This window comes from Frondihabitans sp. 4ASC-45 (assembly GCF_049472575.1).
Classification (GTDB): domain Bacteria; phylum Actinomycetota; class Actinomycetes; order Actinomycetales; family Microbacteriaceae; genus Frondihabitans.
This window is the reverse complement of sequence record NZ_JBCEBN010000007.1, coordinates 105,033-121,216: the sequence shown is the minus strand read 5'-3', so window position 1 is coordinate 121,216 and position 16,184 is coordinate 105,033. Positions and strand designations below refer to the sequence as shown.

Genomic DNA, 16,184 nt, shown 5'->3' with positions numbered 1-16,184 from the left:
GAGCCACCCGGGGGGGATCTGCAAATTGGCGAAAGCAGACGCACTGCTGCAAATCGAAGCTACTGACGACGTTGGAGCACGCACTGCCGATCTCTTCCATTGGCAGGCCGCGATGGCAACCGCCGACGGGATCGCTGCACTCTTGGTCGAATTGGACGAGAGACTGGACGTGCCGCAGGAATCTCCATCCGCGGTCATCTGCGAACACCACGAAGACTGGGTCGTCCGCATCGAAGACGATCTTGAGATCGTGTCAGCCAAGCATCGCGAACCGAACGTCGGCACATGGGCTTCTATCACCGTACTGATAGGCGACGGCGGCATTGGTCATCTGTTCACTAGATGGCTCCGGCTGGAGCGCAAGGTGTCCGCCCGGCTTGTTTCCTGCGCAGCACTGAGCAACGGTGAAGCCTCCGAACTTGTTGACTGCTCCACGCTGCTCCGTCGCTCGCGCACTGGCGAAACACTGGCGGCCTCCGAAGTGGAGTTGGTCGATAGGTGCATCGACAAGTTCAGTCGGGCGCTGATGATGCACCGCAAAGATATGCCGCTGGAGTGGCGGGCGCCCAAAGATGCGCGTGCGAAGAAGTTGGACCCGCCACAAGACCTGCGGGATGCCGTTCGTGACTTCCTGGTCATACTGAATCTTGATGTCGGCCGACCTGGACGAGAGTTCACTTCACACGCCGCGCCGGGCCTTTACGCCGAACCATTGGCAATCAGAATGAATCAGACGGCTGCGCTCGCGCCGATTATCTGGAACGCCGTCCTTCGCCTGTTCGAAGTTCGCATGCGAGCTCGCGGTTCAACACAGCGCGGCGGACTGCCGACAGTGGCGGCGACCATCGTTCGAGGTGATCTCGTCGCCGGTGCAGACGAACTCGAGTCGCGAACTGTGACAACCCGTGACATTTTGCTCGCCGTTCGCAGTGCTATCCAAAACCCTGGCGCTTACCTGCCTCTAGCTCGCCCTGCGAAATTGACGAAACTGAGCGTGAAGATGGCCAATGGCGGGTGTTCTGATACGAGTATCGCGCGCGCTGAACGATTGCGTCTTGACTACGCTCGCTACCGAAGAGCGAGGGAAGCCACTGTCCCTGGTAGCTCGGCGGAGCGAGCGGTCATTGAGCGCCATCTGATGCGCATGGCGGACGAGGAAACTGCACGCTCTCGCAATGGCACCGGCCGATGGGGTGCAGACCTCTGGGGAGCGATGTCTGATCGCTTATCCGATGCTCCGCCTCAGAATCTTCCGGCTGGTCTCGAGGGCGAGATTGCTCTGGGCGGAGTTGCAGATCTCGCGTCACGGTGCCAGGTGTGGTTCAGCCCTAGGTTCGATGTCGACGGCGCAATCGCCGCCGAGAAGAGAGTTCGAGCGCAGCAGTCATGAAGCAAGACCCAATCGCGGAGCACCTCGCCGCTCTGCAGGAGGACCTTGCATACCACCAGACTCGCGTCCTTCTCCTAGTTGCTGCAGTGAGCTCGACGGATGGTCACGCTCGCAAACTCGATGGCCTCACCAAGCTTGCCAAGCTCGATTTTCTGACCAGGTATCCCGGACTCGCGTCCGTCGTGCTTCCCAGCCTCTCCACAAAACACGACCGCATGCATATCACCGAAACCGAAGCGCTCAAACCTACCGACGTGGAGGATCCAATGATTCGATATAAGTACGGCCCGTGGGATGACCGCTACTACCCAGTCATTGGTTCTCTTGTTGGGCGGAGCCTAGTCAAATACGTGCGCGGTCGACAGGGCAGCGTAGCCCTCGCGCCCACGCCAGCAGGGAGGAAGCTCGCCGCCGAGGTCGCCACCCTTCCGCAGTGGCGCACTGTGCAGGCGCGGTGCGAGGCCATAGCCGAGGCGTCCGCTGGGCTTACGGGCAATGCTCTCAAAGAACTGATCTATCAAAGACTTGCTGACCTGATGGACCGACCTCACCGGGAGCTGATCAAATGACTACGCCGTTCCGCCTTGAGTCCGTCCTCGTTCGCACGGTAGCGGGCAACGTCACTTACGCCTTCCCCTCAGCGCTGACCGTGCTAGCCGGAAGCGTAGGGGTGGGCAAAAGTACGCTTTTCGAGTTGATCAAACACGCGCTTGGCGGGAACGCGTTGCTCGCTGAGGTGGTCCGATTGAGCGTGCTCGACGTATCCGTGGATATCAGGATCGGGTCCGATCACTTTCTCCTGACACGATCTGTAGATCCTGCAAGCTCTTCGGTGGTTCGAGTCAGAGACCTCACTGAGCAACTGGATCTCGAAGATCGCCACACCGATAAGCGAGAGCCCAATCTCAGTTCGCTGCTGCTCTCCTCGATGGGCGTTCCCGACGACATGCGCGCGGCCTCGAAGGCGACGAACAGCACCAAGCAAGGTGCACGCATTTCTTTCGCGGACATCTTCAAGTACATGTACGTGTCTCAAGGGGACATCAATAGAGAAATAGCTAGCAGCGAGGATAGCTACTACACACCGAAACGAAAGGCAGTCTTCGAGCTGCTATTCGGGCTGACAAACCCTTCGATCCTCGATTTTCAGTCGTCCGTAGCAAGGGTGAGGGGCGAGTACGAGGATGCAGTACGGGAGCACGCCGTTGTGTTTCAGTTCTTGGTGGACGCTGGCGCGCAGTCTCGCTTTGAGGCCGAGGTGAGCCAGGCGGACGCACAGGCGCAGATTCGCGAGTCATCCATCGAGCTCGAAAGGCTTAGGGAGGCAATTCAGCCCGCGATTGATAGAGAAACGCGGACCCTTCGAGACCTGCTTGGTGAAGCGGAGACGAGCCTCGCAGAGGCCGCCATCGCAAAATCCCTTACCGAACAGCAACAGACGGACTTCGCCGCCGAGCGCGCGCAAGTCCGGCAGGATATAACTCGGCTCGAACGCATGGCTAGCGCAGGAGAGCGGCTGGCGCAGATCGAATTTTCTGTATGCCCGCGGTGCATGCAAAGCCTCAAATCGCGGGAGGCGCCTCCGGAGCTCTGCAGGCTTTGTCTGCAGGAGGATCCACTAGTCGGCGCCGAGCTCTCAGAACAGACTACGTATGAAATCGTCCACCTTAGGGAACAAGAACTGGAGCTGGCGACTCAGGTCCTTACTCTCACTGAGGAACTCGAATCCACCGCTAAGACGCTTGCTGATCGCGCCCGTCTGGTCGAGGAGCTGTCGCGAGCGATCCAGGACCGAACACGTAATCGAATTACGCCTCAACTTCAGGCGTACACGGATGCCACGGCCCGACTCGCGAGCGCGGAGGGACGATCCCGCGAGCTTGAGCAAGTCATGAGATTCTGGGATCGCGCGGATGATTTCGAAGCGAAGGCCTCGGGACTTGGCGCGGAACTTAATCGTCTTCAGGATGAACTCAACGTACGCGCGGCCGCACTTGCCGAACGGCGAAGAGAAGTATTTGATGAGCTTGATGAGGAGTTCTCCCAGAACGTAGCAGCCATCGGAGTCCCGGGGGTTCGGTCCACCAAGGTTGACCGAGAAAACTACCTGCCAGTATTGAACGACCAGCCGTTGAAGGAGTTCAGCCCTGTAGGTGGTGTGAGGACGGCAACGCAAGTCGCATATTGGGTAACACTCCTGAACGTGGCGCTTCGGAGGCGAGACACTCTGTTCCCGGGATTCCTTCTCATCGACAGTCCTCGTACCTCTCTCAACGACAATGACGAACTCTCAGCTGCCCTCTATCGCCGACTTGTGACTGCCGCTGACGCCGCCGACGGTCGCGTGCAACTAGTCATCGGTGACAACGAATTGCCTGCGACGTATCGTCGGGATTATGCCCAGATGAACTTCGACTACGGTCATCCGACTATCGCCACAATCCCTCACCCTGGTCGGGATGCAGTTAAGACCATCGCGGGCGAGTCAGTCTGACGGCGCGCGTGCCGGATCTGTGCCGGTAGCCCATTAAAACAACCCTCAACCAGCCGCGACCAACAATGACAACTTCCGCAGAATCACGACAACGGCGACCAGCGAGCACCCAGTACGGGGACTGCTGTCCGTCTGTTGACTCCTGCGCCGTGAGGATGCTGGATCTCACGGAAGGATGGTCAACGTGCCAAAGCATTTGCACTGGAGTTCCGTCGCGACGTTGTCGCGGTCGCGCGTCGGGGCGAAGCCCCGGTCAGCCGGATCACGAAAGACTTCGGGATCTCGGAGTCCTGCCTGCAACGCTGGCTCAAGCTCGCGGACGTCAAAAACGGCGGCAAACCCCGTGTAACACAGGCTGACGGGGCCGAGCTTCTTAAGGCGAGGAAACGTATCAATGTCCGCGCTAATCCCCCAATTGATGTTCCCGCTGGCCCTTGACCTTGCCGCAGATCGGATTCTGATCAAGGTGGCCTGCCGGGTGCCGGGCTGCAGCAAGCAAGCCTTCATCAAATAGCAAGCCAATCCTGTGTCGGGTCGGGACTCGGACAACGCTCACCTCACGAATGTCGCGATCGTTCTGCCGCACGACGATCCCGGACTCGGGTGTCGATCTATCTCCGACGAGGTCAAGGCTGAAGTCGGCCTAATGGCGTCGGAGCGGTGCGTGTAGCGGCTGTGTTCCGAGTAGCGGCTCCGGTCGCTGCACCCGAAGAAGCGGGGCCTGAACAGGACGGGCGACCGCCCGTCCACGATGATCTCGTACTCCGCGACTTCACCGCGATCGAAGTGAATCAACTGTGACTCACCTACATCACCGAGCACTGGATCGACGAAGGCAAGCTACATCTCTGCGCGATCAAAGACGACTACTCGAACCGGATCGTGGGCTACTCGATCGATTCGAGGATGACCGTTGAGCTGGCCGTGGGCGCGCTTCAAAATGCGGTCGCCCTCCGAGACACCAGCGGGACGACACTGCACTCGGACCGCGGATCACAATTTGGTTTAGGCAGTTCGTCGAACACCTCAAGGATTTCGGGATAACCGGGTCCATAGGCCGCGTCGGCGCCTGCGCCGACAACGCAGCCATGGAATCCTTCTTCTCACTCCTGCAGACGAACGTGCTCAACCGGCAGCGGTGGCACACGAGGCAGGAACTTCGGCTCGCAATCGTGACCTGGGTCGAGCGGACCTACCACCGGAGACGACGACAACGGAGACTCGGACGGCTCACACCGATCGAGTTCCAGATAGTCGACTCACAAGCCGCTCACGCAGCCTGAAAACCCCGAACAAGACGAGTGAAACAAACCGACAGCAGTCCTCTCGACCAACACGTCCACCGGTCCGTACGCCGTTGCTACCTGCTCGGGCAACAGCTAACCAAGCAGCAAACAATAAGGCCCTCTCCGGCGCACGTGAGTGCGGCGAAGAGGGCCTCTCTGTTTGCCAGACCTTCATCGGTCTCTTACACGTAGGCCAGCCTCGGGCTTGCTGCCGGCTTACATGCATTGGCGAAGGTGATGCCGGCTGCTAGCCCTGCGGCGGCGAGTACAGCTGCAGGTCGTTGCCTTCGCTGTCTTTGAACGGCAGGATCCGCCCCCACGGGTGCTCACTGATCTCGCCTTGGATGTCAGCGCCGTGGTCGTTGAGGCGAGCGAGCTCGTCTTCGATCGAACCGTCGGGCTGGAACGAGATGACGGCGCCACCCGACGACGACACTGAGGCGTCTTCGCGGCCGTTGAGCCCGATCATGAGGCCGCCCGCGTCGAGCTCCGACCAGTCGGTGTCTTCGCTCTTCACTTCGAGTCCGAGAGTGTCGCGGTAGAACGCAACCGCTCGTTTCATATCCGTCACAGGAACCCAGACGGTTGCCACTCCATGTGCCATGTGTTCATCCCCACTCTCTCGGGTCAGCACGTCTGACCCTCACTTAGCTCTACGCCCCTTGAGCGAGAAGTGCCGCGAGCACCGAGGTGAGATGTCTGCCTGGTGCGGGAGGTCGGATCCTTTGCATCTTTCGACGCAGGGTTCAGCCGTGCGTTCTTTTGCCGGTCGTTCGGGGGAGGGCCCGTTCATAGCGTTGGGGTGTGGTCGTTCCGGGCCACCCGACGAACGGAGGCATCATGGCGACGATCATCGAGAACCGCCCCAAGACCGGCACGGAAGCCCCTACACGAGGAGGGATCGGCGGCGTCATCGCCCGGCGCCCCCTCGTCAGCTTCTTCGCCCTTGCGCTGGGCTTGAGTTGGCTGGCGTGGGTGCCGTACATCCTGTCGCCGCACGGGCTCGGGGTGTGGAACATCCATTTTCCGGAGTTTCTCGGGTCGGCTCAGTTCTCTGGCGTGCTTCCGGGGGCTCTTCTCGGGCCGCTGGGCAGTGCCTTCCTGGTGACAGCGGTCGCCGACGGGCGTCCGGGCCTTCGACGGTGGGTCGGCCGGCTCTGGCGGTGGCGGGTCGGCTGGTACTGGTACGCGCTGGCTCTCGTGGGCGTGCCCGCTCTGATCGTGCTCTCGGGGCTGCCGTTCTCCGGCGGCAACGTGCAGGCGCCCTCGGCCCTCGCGCTGGGCGCCCTGGTGCCGGGGCTGATCGTGCAGATCTTCTCGACCGGGCTTTCTGAAGAGCCGGGCTGGCGTGACTTCGCCCTGCCGCGCCTGCAGTCGCGCTTCGGCGCCCTCGGTGCCGCGGCCGTGCTCGGACCGCTCTGGGCCCTCTGGCACATGCCCCTCTACCTCAGCGACTGGGGCGGCTGGCCGACCGCGCCCTGGACCGACCCTCTCGTCTTCATCGCGTTCACGATCACGTTCAACGTGATCATGATCTGGGTGTTCAACCGCACCGGTCAGAGTCTGCCGCTGGTGTTGCTGCTGCACGTCGGCGTGAACAACACCATTTCGACACTCTGGGCAGACATGTATCCCGGGATCACCGCCTCGACGATGCTGATCGGCCTCGCGATCCTGTCGACGATCGGTGCGACCCTGCTGCTGGTGATCACACGGGGTCGCCTGGGTTACGACCCCGCCCGCGACGACGAACCGACGGCCGCCGAGGCCCGACTCGTAGGATCGACCGATGACCTCCGATGACGCACGCCGGCGACGAACGACCGTCGCTGTTGCGAGCGGCACGGCCCTCGTCGCCATCGGCCTCCTTGTCGGCCTGCCCGCCCTCGACCGGGTCGACGAGGTCGGGCCGGTCGGGTCGTACCCTGCACCCCTCGGTGGGGAGTGGATCGGCTTCGCCCTCGTGCTGCTCGCCCAGGCCGCGGCGCTCCTCTCTTCGGGGCGCACTCCCCGAGCGACGCCGGTGGCGGTCGCCTTTCTCGCAGTCGCAGGATCCGCCGTCTCGCCGGGCGACTTCCACACCCTGGCGGAACTCGCCGTCATCGTCTCCGTCGCGCTCGCCGTCGTCCGGGTGCGGCTCGGCGTGCTCTGGCCCGCGCTCGCCGCGACGGCAGGCCTCGTTGTCGTTGCGGAGGTGACCGGTGGGATCCTTGGGGCGGATGCGCCGTTCGCGGCGGCCCTGGGGCAGGGACTTCTGCAGGCGGCCGGGACCGTCGGACTGCCTCTGCTCGTGGCCCTCGTGATTCGCTCGCGTCGTGACGAGCGATCAGCCCGCACCGCGGAAGCATCAGCAGTCGGTCGAGAACAGGAAGCAAGGATCGACGCGGCGGTGTCGCGGGAACGGACCGCCATGGCGCGCGAACTGCACGACATCGCCGCGCACCACCTCTCGGGGATCGCACTGATGGCCGCTGTGATCGACCGGCAGATCGACTCCGACCCGGAGCGGGCCCACGAGGGCGTGCGGCAGGTTCGGGAGGAGAGCACGGCCGTTCTCGACGACCTGCGCCGACTCGTCGGACTGCTGCGCGACGACGCCCCGGCCGAGCGGGCTGTCGAGACCGTCGCGGGGATCCTGGACCTTGTGGAGCGGACTGCGTTGCGATCTGATGTGCGGCTCGAGGTCCGCACCGCCGGCGATCAGACGCACCTTGCCGCCGGTGTCGGACCGCTCGCCCAACTCGCCGCCTACCGCACCGCTCAGGAGGCGCTGGCGAACGCCGCCCTGCATGCCGCGGGTGCTCCGGTCACGGTGACCATCGACGATCTCGACTCGGCCGGTGTGACTATTCGGATCGAGAACGGACCGGCTGCTACGCCGGCCGCCTCGACCTCGTCTTTTGGGGGGAGTGGCGTGCGCGGAATGCAGGAGCGGGCCGACCTCGTTGGAGCTCGACTGCAGGCGGGGCCTACCGACGACGGCGGTTGGCGGGTGGAGCTGACGCTGACCCGTGAGGCGCCGCTGGACGCCGCCGACGAGGGCCTTGGGGTGCAGGCATGATCCGGGTGCTCGTCGCTGACGATCAGCCGCTCGTGCGCGCCGGGATCACCGCGCTTCTCGGCGCTGAGGCGGACATCGAAGTGGTGGCCGTTGCCGCCGACGGGGGAGAGGCGCTGGAGCTCGCTCGGCGCACCGCACCGGACGTCGCGTGCCTCGACATCCGCATGCCGGTGCGGAACGGGATCGAGGTCGCGCGTGAACTGTGCGGCCCGGACGCCGACCCGGTCGTGCCGGTGCTGATCCTCACGACGTTCGGTCTCGACGACTACCTGTTCGGGGCGCTCGAGGCCGGGGCGTCCGGGTTCTTGCTGAAGGACGCCGATCCTGACGTGATCATCCGGGCGGTGCGCCAAGTCGCCGCCGGGAACGGCACCGTCGATCAGGCGCTCACGCGCCGGGTCCTGCGCGAGTTCGTCTCGAGGCGGAGCCTGCAGCCGGTCACGGGCGATCGGGCTGACGACCTCCTGACCGTTCGTGAGCGCGAGGTCTTGATGCTTCTCGCGCAGGGAATGTCGAACGAGGAGATCGCGGCCGAACTCGTCGTCGAGGTGTCCACGGTCAAGTCGCACCTGGCTCGGATGCTGCCAAAACTCGGCGTCCGGTCTCGCCTCCAGGCGGTCGTGTGGGCGTACCAGAACCGGATCGTGGCGGTGCCGGGGGTGGAGTAGATGGCGGCGGCGGGTGCTGAGCGGTGACGACTGGGTGTCTCGTGCCAAAGACAGGTCGACACGGCGCCGCTCACGTTTGCACCTAGGGGAAGCTTGCGCGGTTCCAATTCACTCTCGATGAAAGCGAGAGAGACCGTGAAGATGTACAGCGTGATTGCGCCTCCACCCTGCAGCGGGAAAGTCAGAGGGAGTTGTCCACCTCGCGAGCGAGACGCGCGACGAGTCCTAGCTCGAGAACGTCTCGACACTCCCGCCGGCCCAGTCGTACTCGCCAACCACGTCGGCGGTGCGCTCGACGCGATCGCAGAACGCGACCGCCGCTGCAATCGACGGGGCATCGCCGAGCCACTGGCGATCGCGGATCGCCAGAGCAGGCCCGTAGATGTGCTCAGCCTCGTGCGAGCCTGGCTGCGACACGACCTTGAATCACGCCAACGCCGCCACGGATTCCGATCCGATCGGCCTGATCCCTGCGACGTTCGTGTCCTCGAATGCAAGTCGGTTGGCCGTCGTTCAGCAAGCCTGACACGGTCGCTACGACGGTGGTCGGCCGTACGCTCCGGCCGTGGGAGTTCAAGGTCCAGGGGAGAGCGTCGACAAGATCCTTCGGCGACCGATCCCCTCACGCCCGCTGGCCGTTCCGCCGGCCGCCTCCACCTTTGGTGTGTGGCAGATCAGGCGGGTTCGAGAGTCGCCGATCGGCTACGTCCTCTCCGGCAGCGAGAACGGTGTCGTGGTCTACCACTGCTACGCCCACGGCCGCGAAGACGCCGGAGGCCGCCCGTGGCTCCGCACCACGGACTCGCTCAACAGTGCCGTCGCGTGGATGATCCAGAACGAGAGCGAGTTAAGCACCCTGCAGAGACAGCTTCACCCTGAGCCCGACGCCTGGCCACGATGACTCGTAGGGTGAGCTCATGAGCGCTCTCACACCCCGCGAGCTCGTCAACGTCCTCGTTGACGTCGACGCCAACGGCATCGTCGCCACGTTCGACCTCGGCGACCCCTTCCCGGCCGAGCCCGTCGCGGAAAGGTTCATCTACGGCATTGCGCTCGTCGACCAGAGCGGCGCCCTCGTCAAGCACTTCGCCGTGCGGTTCGACCACACGAAGGCCGCCGCGTACGTCCACGACTTTGCCAGCGCCACCCAGGCCAACTACGACGCGAGCCACGTCGACGACAAGGGCACTTCCATCGTCGTCCGGTTCCCGGACTCGTCGCTCGGCACCGACGCCGTCAAGAGCATCACCGGGTTCAGCACCGTCAACGGAGAAGACGTCTCAGTCGACGTCCCCGTGCAGCTCCTCAGATAGACACTGTCAATAGCACCCTTGCGCGCAAGGGTGCTATTGCGTTAGCGTTTTGCCATGTCCGAAGCAACCATCGCCGAGATCGTCTCGCACTACCGGCCGCACGACGCGGCCGCGACCGCGCAACGGCTCACGGAGCACGACGTCAGCATCGTAGATCTGCTCGACGCCATCGACCTCGACCCAGAGCGCGCCACGGAGGTGCTTTCGCTCGAGGCGCTAGCCGCCAATCCCGTCGAGCTCAGCACAGAAACGCTAATGCGGATCTCCCTCCTCGCCGAGGAACGAGCCGCCGTGCTGCGGCATGAGGTCGCGTCCGCCACGCGGGTGCGCTACGCGGCTCTGCGGGCGGCTGCCGAGCGGGAGTCCATCGTCGCGATCGCACGACGACTCGGAATCAGTCGGCAAGCCGTGTCCCAAATCGTCAACGGTTCAGAAGCAACTCAACTCACCGCCGGGGCACTGACCTGGCTTGCACGTCGCCTCAAGGGGGAACGATGACCGCTGTAGCAACTCATCCCATGACCACCGGAGGCCGGCGCGAATACCTCGCCGGCCGCGCTCTGGAAACGGCCGCACTTCTTGTCATCGGCGTCGCGGCCGTGGTGTTCAGCACCGTGGGCATGACCCCCGGCGAGACGGGTAACTTCGTCCTCAACGCCGCAGGAATCGCCGAACTCGTCGGGGTCGCCGCGATCATCGCCGCGACCATCTTGCAACGCCGCGCATGGCACTGGGTTGTAGGCGGCGCCGCAAAGAACCGCGCGCTAGAGCCGCGCTGGTTGTCCTGGGGCATCTTCGCGATCCACAGTCTCTTGATCGTGGCCTTCTGCTGGGCGCTGATCGCTTGGGTTCAGTACCCCGCCCTACTCGCGTTCGACGCCCTTCTGTTCTTCATCATGGCCGGGGTCTGCGCCGCCGGATTCGCTCTGCGGGAAGGGCGCAGTCGCGCCAAGTCCGGAATCCTTCTACTTCTCGCCGCCGCTGCGGCGTCGGTTCTCGCAGTGCAGGGAGGCGGGGTCGGCACCGTAAACGGAGTCGCAGCGATTATCGCGGGAGTTGCCCTCGGCATAGGCCTGTATGCGTTCCGGCGTGGATCTCGGACGTACGAATGGACTCGGAGGATTGCGCGATAACGATGAACTGGTCGCACCTTGCGAGTGCGGGCAAGGCAGAGGCCCAGCAGGTAAACCTGCTGGGCCTCCTTTTGCAGCTGGGACGGGATTCGAACCCGCGAGGGAGCCGAAGCCCCCTGCCGCCACCTCAAGGCGGTGCGTTCGGCCGCTACGCAACCCAGATCTTGACCATAACTCAGTTCCGATGATCATCACAAAAGATCCTTGCGACCGCCGCTCGCTTAGCTACCCAGACGTTCATCCGTAAGGACGAAGGGCTTGATCGCTTTGTTGACGAGAACCCAGATCTTCCGACTTTCCCCTGTGCTGGGGTCACGGTGGTTATTGAACATGTCAAGCATGAACTTGTAGTCGTTCTCACCGTTGCCATGGTTGTAGTCGTTCGGCGGGAAAGCGCCGTTTTCCCAGAGGTCGGCAAGCATGGCGCGTGAGAAGTACTCGGGCGTGAGTGTGACGTGCTTCCTGCTCTCGAGCGCGGCGCGCAGATCGAAGAGGACGCGGAGGACGGACACACTAACGTTGAGATCTTCGACCTCGAACAGGTTGACGCAGCTACTACCGATCGGAAAAAGATCGTGCCCTGTCTGCCGGTTGCGGATTGTGTAGAGGTAGAGAAGCCCGACCTTGCCGCACACGCAGATTCCAGCGCTGCGGGGGTCATCTTCGACGCCGATTACCTGCCACTCCTGGACGGCCGTCGCCCAGCTCCTTGAGCGCGATGCACTCAGGACAGTGCCACGCAACGTCTCAAAATTGTGACTGCTCATCTACCCCTCCTACGAGAAACTTAGTGCTGATAGATCCTCAAAGCTGTCGTCTGGTTCCGGGACCCGCCCCTCGATGCCGACGCCGTCGAGGGCATCACCGGGGTTCGGCGCAGTCAAGGGTCAATACGTCTTGGTCGACGTCCCCGTGCAGCTGCTCGAATAGACGGAATGGCTACGTCGCGGGCGGCGCAGTCGCCGGGGGAGTGGTTGCGGGTGAAGGTGCCGCCACGGCTCGGGCTCGGCGTATGAAGAGCAGGTTCAGGACCCACTTCGCATTCTTTACGTGCGCCGGCGTACCCACGACCGCCATCATCAGGAGGAAGGCGAGGATGATCCCGCAGAAGACCAGGTAGACACCCACGCAGATGTAGGCGGCGATTTGGAGGCCCGGGCTGACGACTGCGCCCACGGTGAGGGCGGCAGGCGGCGCAAACGGCAAAATAGTGCGAAAGTTCGGCATCGTGCTCCAAGCGGTGCACGACTCCCCACGCGTCCTGCACCAGTTGGTCGACGATATTCCAATGACTTTTCTTGCAAGGCCTGACTCCCCATTCCCCCGCAAGAAGCACGTCCCGTGGGGGGAATCGTGATACTTGACGGGCAGGAAGCCCCTTGCTGAGATGCCCTCTACTTCGAGGATCCCAGTACTGCTCGCTTTAATTTGCGTAAGTATTTGAGTTTTTTTAGTCTGTACGTTTTTTATGTTTTATTTTTATTTGGGTATCTTTTGGCCATGAAGGCCTCTGGCTTGAACATACCTCACCCAACTGGCTTCTGAGCTTTCACACAGCAATCTCATAGCTGCCAGGCGGTCAGGCGGTCAGGGCGATCGCTTACGTCAGACTGACCGCATGACTGATGAATCCTCGCCTACGACAGCTGTGACAGCTACGACGCCTGCCGCGCCTGCCGCGCCGACCGCGCCGACCGCGCCGACCACGCCGACCACGCCGACCACGCCGGCCACGCCGGCCACGCCGGCGACGAAGATTAAAAGGTTCTTCCGTAACGAGTGGGTGTGGCTCGGCATCATGTTCGCGATCTCCACCATCGCTGCCCTAGTGCTGGTTGCGACGATTCCGATCGTGAACAAGCTGCCTAAGGGCACGAGTGCGACCGAGTATGTGGTGAACGCCACTGTCGCGCGTTTCGGTCTCCCCGTGGTCTTCTTCCTATTACTCGCGTCGCTGGCGACCGTGGTCGGACACAACAAGGGCGACGGACGACCTTGGCTCGACTTCGCCGCCAAGGTGCTCACCTTCGGGGCTGCGACGTTTTCATTCTGGGCCGTCCTTCTTGGCCTCCGAGCTGGCGGGGTGTTCTAGGCGTGATCCTCGGCGTCTAGCTGGCGCCAGCCAAAACGATCGTTTATGCGTGGCCTGACGCCATCTGGGAGGGCCCCGGATTTACAGCCCTGCCGAATCGTCAGAACTCATCGTCAAAACCTTTAGCGTTAGAACCTGGCGTCCACCGTTTTTGCCGCCGGGTTGGTAGAAGTTATTGACAATGGGGGAGGACCCAGATGGCCACGTCGACCACCGAGACCGAGCGTGCCCGCCGGCAACAGATGGTCGACGAGACTCGCACCTCCACCGCCCTTGAGGGAGGCCGAGCCTCCGACGTCACCATCGCGGCCGAGGATGCTTGGGTTCGAGGAGAGCTGACGCTCGAGCAGATGAGCGCCGTCATCCGACGCGCGCACCCTTCGCTCAACGATCGCTGAGCAGGGATGGCGAACGTATCTGGGCGCCACACATCTGTCGTTGGAATCAATTTGCTCGGCAGCTGAGAACGCAGATGGCCTCCCGGGAAAATGAGATCGACCGTCTCCCGCGCCGACGCCGCGGAACACCTTCCGCAGGTACCAGCGGGTGTGGCGGCTAGGTCGCCTCGCTATGTGAACGCCTCGACGCAACTCGCACGGTCGGGCAATTTCGACACGACCGTCTGATGCTTACTGCATGCCGGTGGGGTGCTCGGGATGGTCGTTGTGCTCTTCGCCGCTTGAGGCTTGCCCGTCTCGATTGGCGGCCAGAATTCGGATGTAGGTGTACCCCAGAGCGAGCATGACGACGCCCAGAATGATGGACATATAGCCGGATGGATCATTGTGGGCGAGTTCCACGATGCCCAGCGCGAGACTGAGCACGCCGACCACGGGGGACCCGACCGCCAGGATTCGCATGAGGCGGGGGTTTCGCCGAGGGGGTTGGGAGTGTTCTTTCATTCGCTCACTCTAGGAGTGGGGCTACGCCGGTCGGACGCGGTGGGGGTTGAGCCGCCAGCGTGGGCAGGCTACTGCTCGTGCCGCGAGAGCCGACCGTGTCGAAGACGCCCGCCGACAGGTGATTCGGGACCACCGGGATCCTGAGCTCCTATGCGCAGTGGGCGGCGACCAAGGCCCGACCTGCGAGCATGGCCCCATGCTCGTGTGGTTCAGTGACTGGCAGCTCGCCGAGGAGCGGCTCCTCATTACGGTCGGCGATGCCGTCGAGTGGGAGCTCTACCCGGCCGACGCGGCGTGGGTGACTCGCCTGTTCGGTGATCGCCTCGCGGTCGAGTGGGAGTACGACACGTATGGCGATGCGGTCGAGCAGCCGTCGCGGCGGGTTCGTGGTGCGGTGGTGGATGTTCGCCGTGTCCGGTGCGTTCTGGTCCACGACAGCGACGGTCTCGGGCCTCTTCCCGGTGCGGCGGTCATGAGCCCGGTGCTCGACACGTCGGGCTCATGGATAACGGAGACCACGGCGCCGGTGGTGGCGGATCCTGGTCGTGGTGGTCTCGACACCGGGTGGCGGTCATACACGAGCATCTACGGCAACGGCGACGTCGAGTTTCCTTTCGGCTATGCCGTCACCCTCGCGGTCGACGACGAGTGAGTCTCGGTGCTGCAGGATCCTGGACGGCGAGCGTCTCTGACGACATCTGACTAGGCAGCGGCGGGCGCCCAGCCGAGCTCCGGGCCGAGGTGCTCGGCGAGATCGGTGAGGATCTGCGCGTAGTCGTCGGGCTCGAGCGCGAAGGGCAGCGCGAACGCGACCTCGTCGACGGCCTGATAGGCCGGATCGGCGTGCAGCGTGTCGGCGATCTCGGCGGAGGTGCCGACGATATCGGCCGCGAACAGCAACTTGCCCGGGCCCTGGGGCACCCCGACGCGACCCGCTCGCGATTCGGCGTACGCGGCGTAGCGGACCCGTTGCTCCGGCGTCGCCGAGTCGGTCGGCACCACCACGAGGCCCTGCGAGACACGAGCGGAGGCGGCATCCTGATGGGCGTCTCGGTAGGCGTCGATCTGGGCGCGCTGATTCACGGCGAAGTCGGTGCCCTGCTCGGCGCGAGTCACGCTCGACGCCAGCAGGTGGAAGCCGTTCTCGCCCGCCCACACCGCGGACCGCGTGCTGCCGACGCCGCACCAGAGACGATCGACGAGGCCGGGGGAGAAGGGCTGCACGATGTCGCTGAACTCTTCGATGCCGCGTCGTTCCGGTGAAGGGTTGACGACATCGCCCCGCACCAGGTCGCGCAGGCGAAGGAGGCGGTCGTAACCGAGGTCTTCCTGGTCGGCGGTGTCAGGGTAGATCGCGTCGCGGTACAGGTCGAAGTTCATCGGGGTTCCCGCCGAGAAGCCGGGGTTCAATCGGCCGCCCAGCAGCACGTCGACGGTGCTCAGATCTTCGGCGAGGCGGAACGGGTTCTCCGCACCGATCGGCGTAACGGCGGTACCGAGCTCGATGCGGCTCGTCCGCTGCGACGCGGCAGCCATGATCGCGACCGGCGACGAGATACCCGGCTGCAGATGCCGATGGCGGAGCCACGCACTGTCGAAGCCGAGCTGCTCGCCGCGCTCGATCACCCGCAGGGTGTCTTCGTGGCCGGCGGCCGGAGACGCGGGGTCGAACGACCCGATCGTGAGGAAGCCGAGACGCTGGAGAGGGGAACCGTGGGCGGGCATGCCACCAGTCTCGCAGGGACGCAGGCACGGGCACGGGCGTGGCAGGCCCCCGTGCGCGACATCGGTCGGCGGTCGAGACGCTCACAGCACGGCGCGGAGTGGGTTAGTCTCGCCGTGCTC

19 protein-coding genes, 1 tRNA gene and 1 pseudogene are annotated in these 16,184 nt (G+C 63.7%); 14 read left to right on the top strand and 7 right to left on the bottom strand.

Going from position 1 to position 16,184, the window contains the following annotated elements:
- The first annotated feature begins 25 nt into the window (after positions 1-25).
- The 4 genes and pseudogenes from VH571_RS12080 (at position 26) to VH571_RS12065 (ending at position 5,167) form a co-directional block, all read left to right on the top strand.
- Entirely contained in the window at positions 26-1,390 is a 1,365-nt protein-coding gene (locus tag VH571_RS12080; protein ID WP_423264810.1) for a hypothetical protein, read from the top strand.
- A complete protein-coding gene (locus VH571_RS12075; protein ID WP_423264809.1) occupies positions 1,387-1,959 on the top strand; it encodes a hypothetical protein in 573 nt (190 codons plus the stop codon). The genes VH571_RS12080 and VH571_RS12075 overlap by 4 nt, the downstream gene beginning before the upstream one ends.
- A complete protein-coding gene (locus tag VH571_RS12070) occupies positions 1,956-3,884 on the top strand; it encodes a hypothetical protein (RefSeq protein WP_423264808.1) in 1,929 nt (642 codons plus the stop codon). Before VH571_RS12075 ends, VH571_RS12070 begins: the two co-directional genes overlap by 4 nt.
- 162 nt (positions 3,885-4,046) lie before the next feature.
- Positions 4,047-5,167, top strand: a pseudogene (locus tag VH571_RS12065) (IS3 family transposase).
- 250 nt (positions 5,168-5,417) lie between these two features.
- Here the strand turns inward: VH571_RS12065 and VH571_RS12060 are convergent.
- Positions 5,418-5,774 (bottom strand): VOC family protein, encoded by a 357-nt coding sequence (locus tag VH571_RS12060; protein WP_423264807.1) that lies wholly within the window; start codon positions 5,772-5,774, stop codon positions 5,418-5,420.
- Between the two features lie 236 nt (positions 5,775-6,010).
- Between VH571_RS12060 and VH571_RS12055 the strand changes: the two genes are divergently transcribed.
- Genes VH571_RS12055 through VH571_RS12045 form a run of 3 tightly spaced genes read left to right on the top strand, consistent with a single transcriptional unit; the run spans position 6,011 to position 8,899 of the window.
- Positions 6,011-6,973 (top strand): type II CAAX prenyl endopeptidase Rce1 family protein, encoded by a 963-nt coding sequence (locus tag VH571_RS12055; protein ID WP_423264806.1) that lies wholly within the window; start codon positions 6,011-6,013, stop codon positions 6,971-6,973.
- On the top strand, positions 6,960-8,231 hold the full coding sequence (locus tag VH571_RS12050; RefSeq protein ID WP_423264805.1) for a sensor histidine kinase: 1,272 nt from the start codon (positions 6,960-6,962) through the stop codon (positions 8,229-8,231). The genes VH571_RS12055 and VH571_RS12050 overlap by 14 nt, the downstream gene beginning before the upstream one ends.
- Positions 8,228-8,899, top strand: a complete 672-nt coding sequence (locus VH571_RS12045; RefSeq protein WP_423264804.1) for a response regulator — start codon at positions 8,228-8,230, stop codon at positions 8,897-8,899. The genes VH571_RS12050 and VH571_RS12045 overlap by 4 nt, the downstream gene beginning before the upstream one ends.
- 225 nt (positions 8,900-9,124) lie before the next feature.
- Here VH571_RS12045 and VH571_RS12040 read toward each other — a convergent pair whose 3' ends face one another.
- Positions 9,125-9,316: a hypothetical protein gene (locus tag VH571_RS12040; protein ID WP_423264803.1), complete on the bottom strand. Its 192-nt coding sequence runs from the start codon at positions 9,314-9,316 to the stop codon at positions 9,125-9,127.
- Between the two features lie 148 nt (positions 9,317-9,464).
- On the opposite strand from VH571_RS12040, the gene VH571_RS12035 reads away from it, so the two are divergent.
- Genes VH571_RS12035 through VH571_RS12020 form a run of 4 tightly spaced genes read left to right on the top strand, consistent with a single transcriptional unit; the run spans position 9,465 to position 11,345 of the window.
- Positions 9,465-9,800 (top strand): hypothetical protein, encoded by a 336-nt coding sequence (locus VH571_RS12035; protein ID WP_423264802.1) that lies wholly within the window; start codon positions 9,465-9,467, stop codon positions 9,798-9,800.
- Between the two features lie 16 nt (positions 9,801-9,816).
- A complete protein-coding gene (locus tag VH571_RS12030) occupies positions 9,817-10,212 on the top strand; it encodes a hypothetical protein (protein ID WP_423264801.1) in 396 nt (131 codons plus the stop codon).
- 54 nt (positions 10,213-10,266) lie between these two features.
- Complete coding sequence (locus VH571_RS12025) at positions 10,267-10,710, top strand: helix-turn-helix domain-containing protein (RefSeq protein WP_423264800.1); 444 nt, start codon at positions 10,267-10,269, stop codon at positions 10,708-10,710.
- A 20-nt stretch (positions 10,711-10,730) separates the two neighbouring features.
- Positions 10,731-11,345, top strand: coding sequence for a hypothetical protein (locus VH571_RS12020; RefSeq protein ID WP_423264799.1), 615 nt, complete (start codon positions 10,731-10,733; stop codon positions 11,343-11,345).
- A 74-nt stretch (positions 11,346-11,419) separates the two neighbouring features.
- On the opposite strand, the gene VH571_RS12015 is transcribed toward VH571_RS12020, so the two are convergent.
- From VH571_RS12015 to VH571_RS12005, 3 genes are all read right to left on the bottom strand, one after another.
- A tRNA-Leu gene (locus VH571_RS12015) sits at positions 11,420-11,508 on the bottom strand.
- Between the two features lie 58 nt (positions 11,509-11,566).
- The gene (locus VH571_RS12010; protein ID WP_423264798.1) at positions 11,567-12,112 is read right to left on the bottom strand and encodes a hypothetical protein; all 546 of its coding nucleotides are present in this window, start codon (positions 12,110-12,112) and stop codon (positions 11,567-11,569) included.
- Positions 12,113-12,284: 172 nt separating this feature from the next.
- A complete protein-coding gene (locus VH571_RS12005) occupies positions 12,285-12,572 on the bottom strand; it encodes a hypothetical protein (RefSeq protein ID WP_423264797.1) in 288 nt (95 codons plus the stop codon).
- Between the two features lie 391 nt (positions 12,573-12,963).
- Between VH571_RS12005 and VH571_RS12000 the strand changes: the two genes are divergently transcribed.
- Together VH571_RS12000 and VH571_RS11995 are read left to right on the top strand one after the other, a co-directional pair.
- Positions 12,964-13,437 (top strand): hypothetical protein, encoded by a 474-nt coding sequence (locus tag VH571_RS12000; protein WP_423264796.1) that lies wholly within the window; start codon positions 12,964-12,966, stop codon positions 13,435-13,437.
- Between the two features lie 197 nt (positions 13,438-13,634).
- The gene (locus tag VH571_RS11995; RefSeq protein WP_423264795.1) at positions 13,635-13,835 is read left to right on the top strand and encodes an antitoxin VbhA family protein; all 201 of its coding nucleotides are present in this window, start codon (positions 13,635-13,637) and stop codon (positions 13,833-13,835) included.
- 231 nt (positions 13,836-14,066) lie between these two features.
- Here VH571_RS11995 and VH571_RS11990 read toward each other — a convergent pair whose 3' ends face one another.
- On the bottom strand, positions 14,067-14,339 hold the full coding sequence (locus tag VH571_RS11990; RefSeq protein ID WP_423264794.1) for a hypothetical protein: 273 nt from the start codon (positions 14,337-14,339) through the stop codon (positions 14,067-14,069).
- Between the two features lie 196 nt (positions 14,340-14,535).
- On the opposite strand from VH571_RS11990, the gene VH571_RS11985 reads away from it, so the two are divergent.
- Positions 14,536-14,991: a DUF6578 domain-containing protein gene (locus tag VH571_RS11985; protein WP_423264793.1), complete on the top strand. Its 456-nt coding sequence runs from the start codon at positions 14,536-14,538 to the stop codon at positions 14,989-14,991.
- Between the two features lie 50 nt (positions 14,992-15,041).
- Here the strand turns inward: VH571_RS11985 and VH571_RS11980 are convergent, their stop codons facing one another.
- Positions 15,042-16,064 (bottom strand): LLM class flavin-dependent oxidoreductase, encoded by a 1,023-nt coding sequence (locus VH571_RS11980; protein ID WP_423264792.1) that lies wholly within the window; start codon positions 16,062-16,064, stop codon positions 15,042-15,044.
- Positions 16,065-16,184 lie beyond the last annotated feature (120 nt).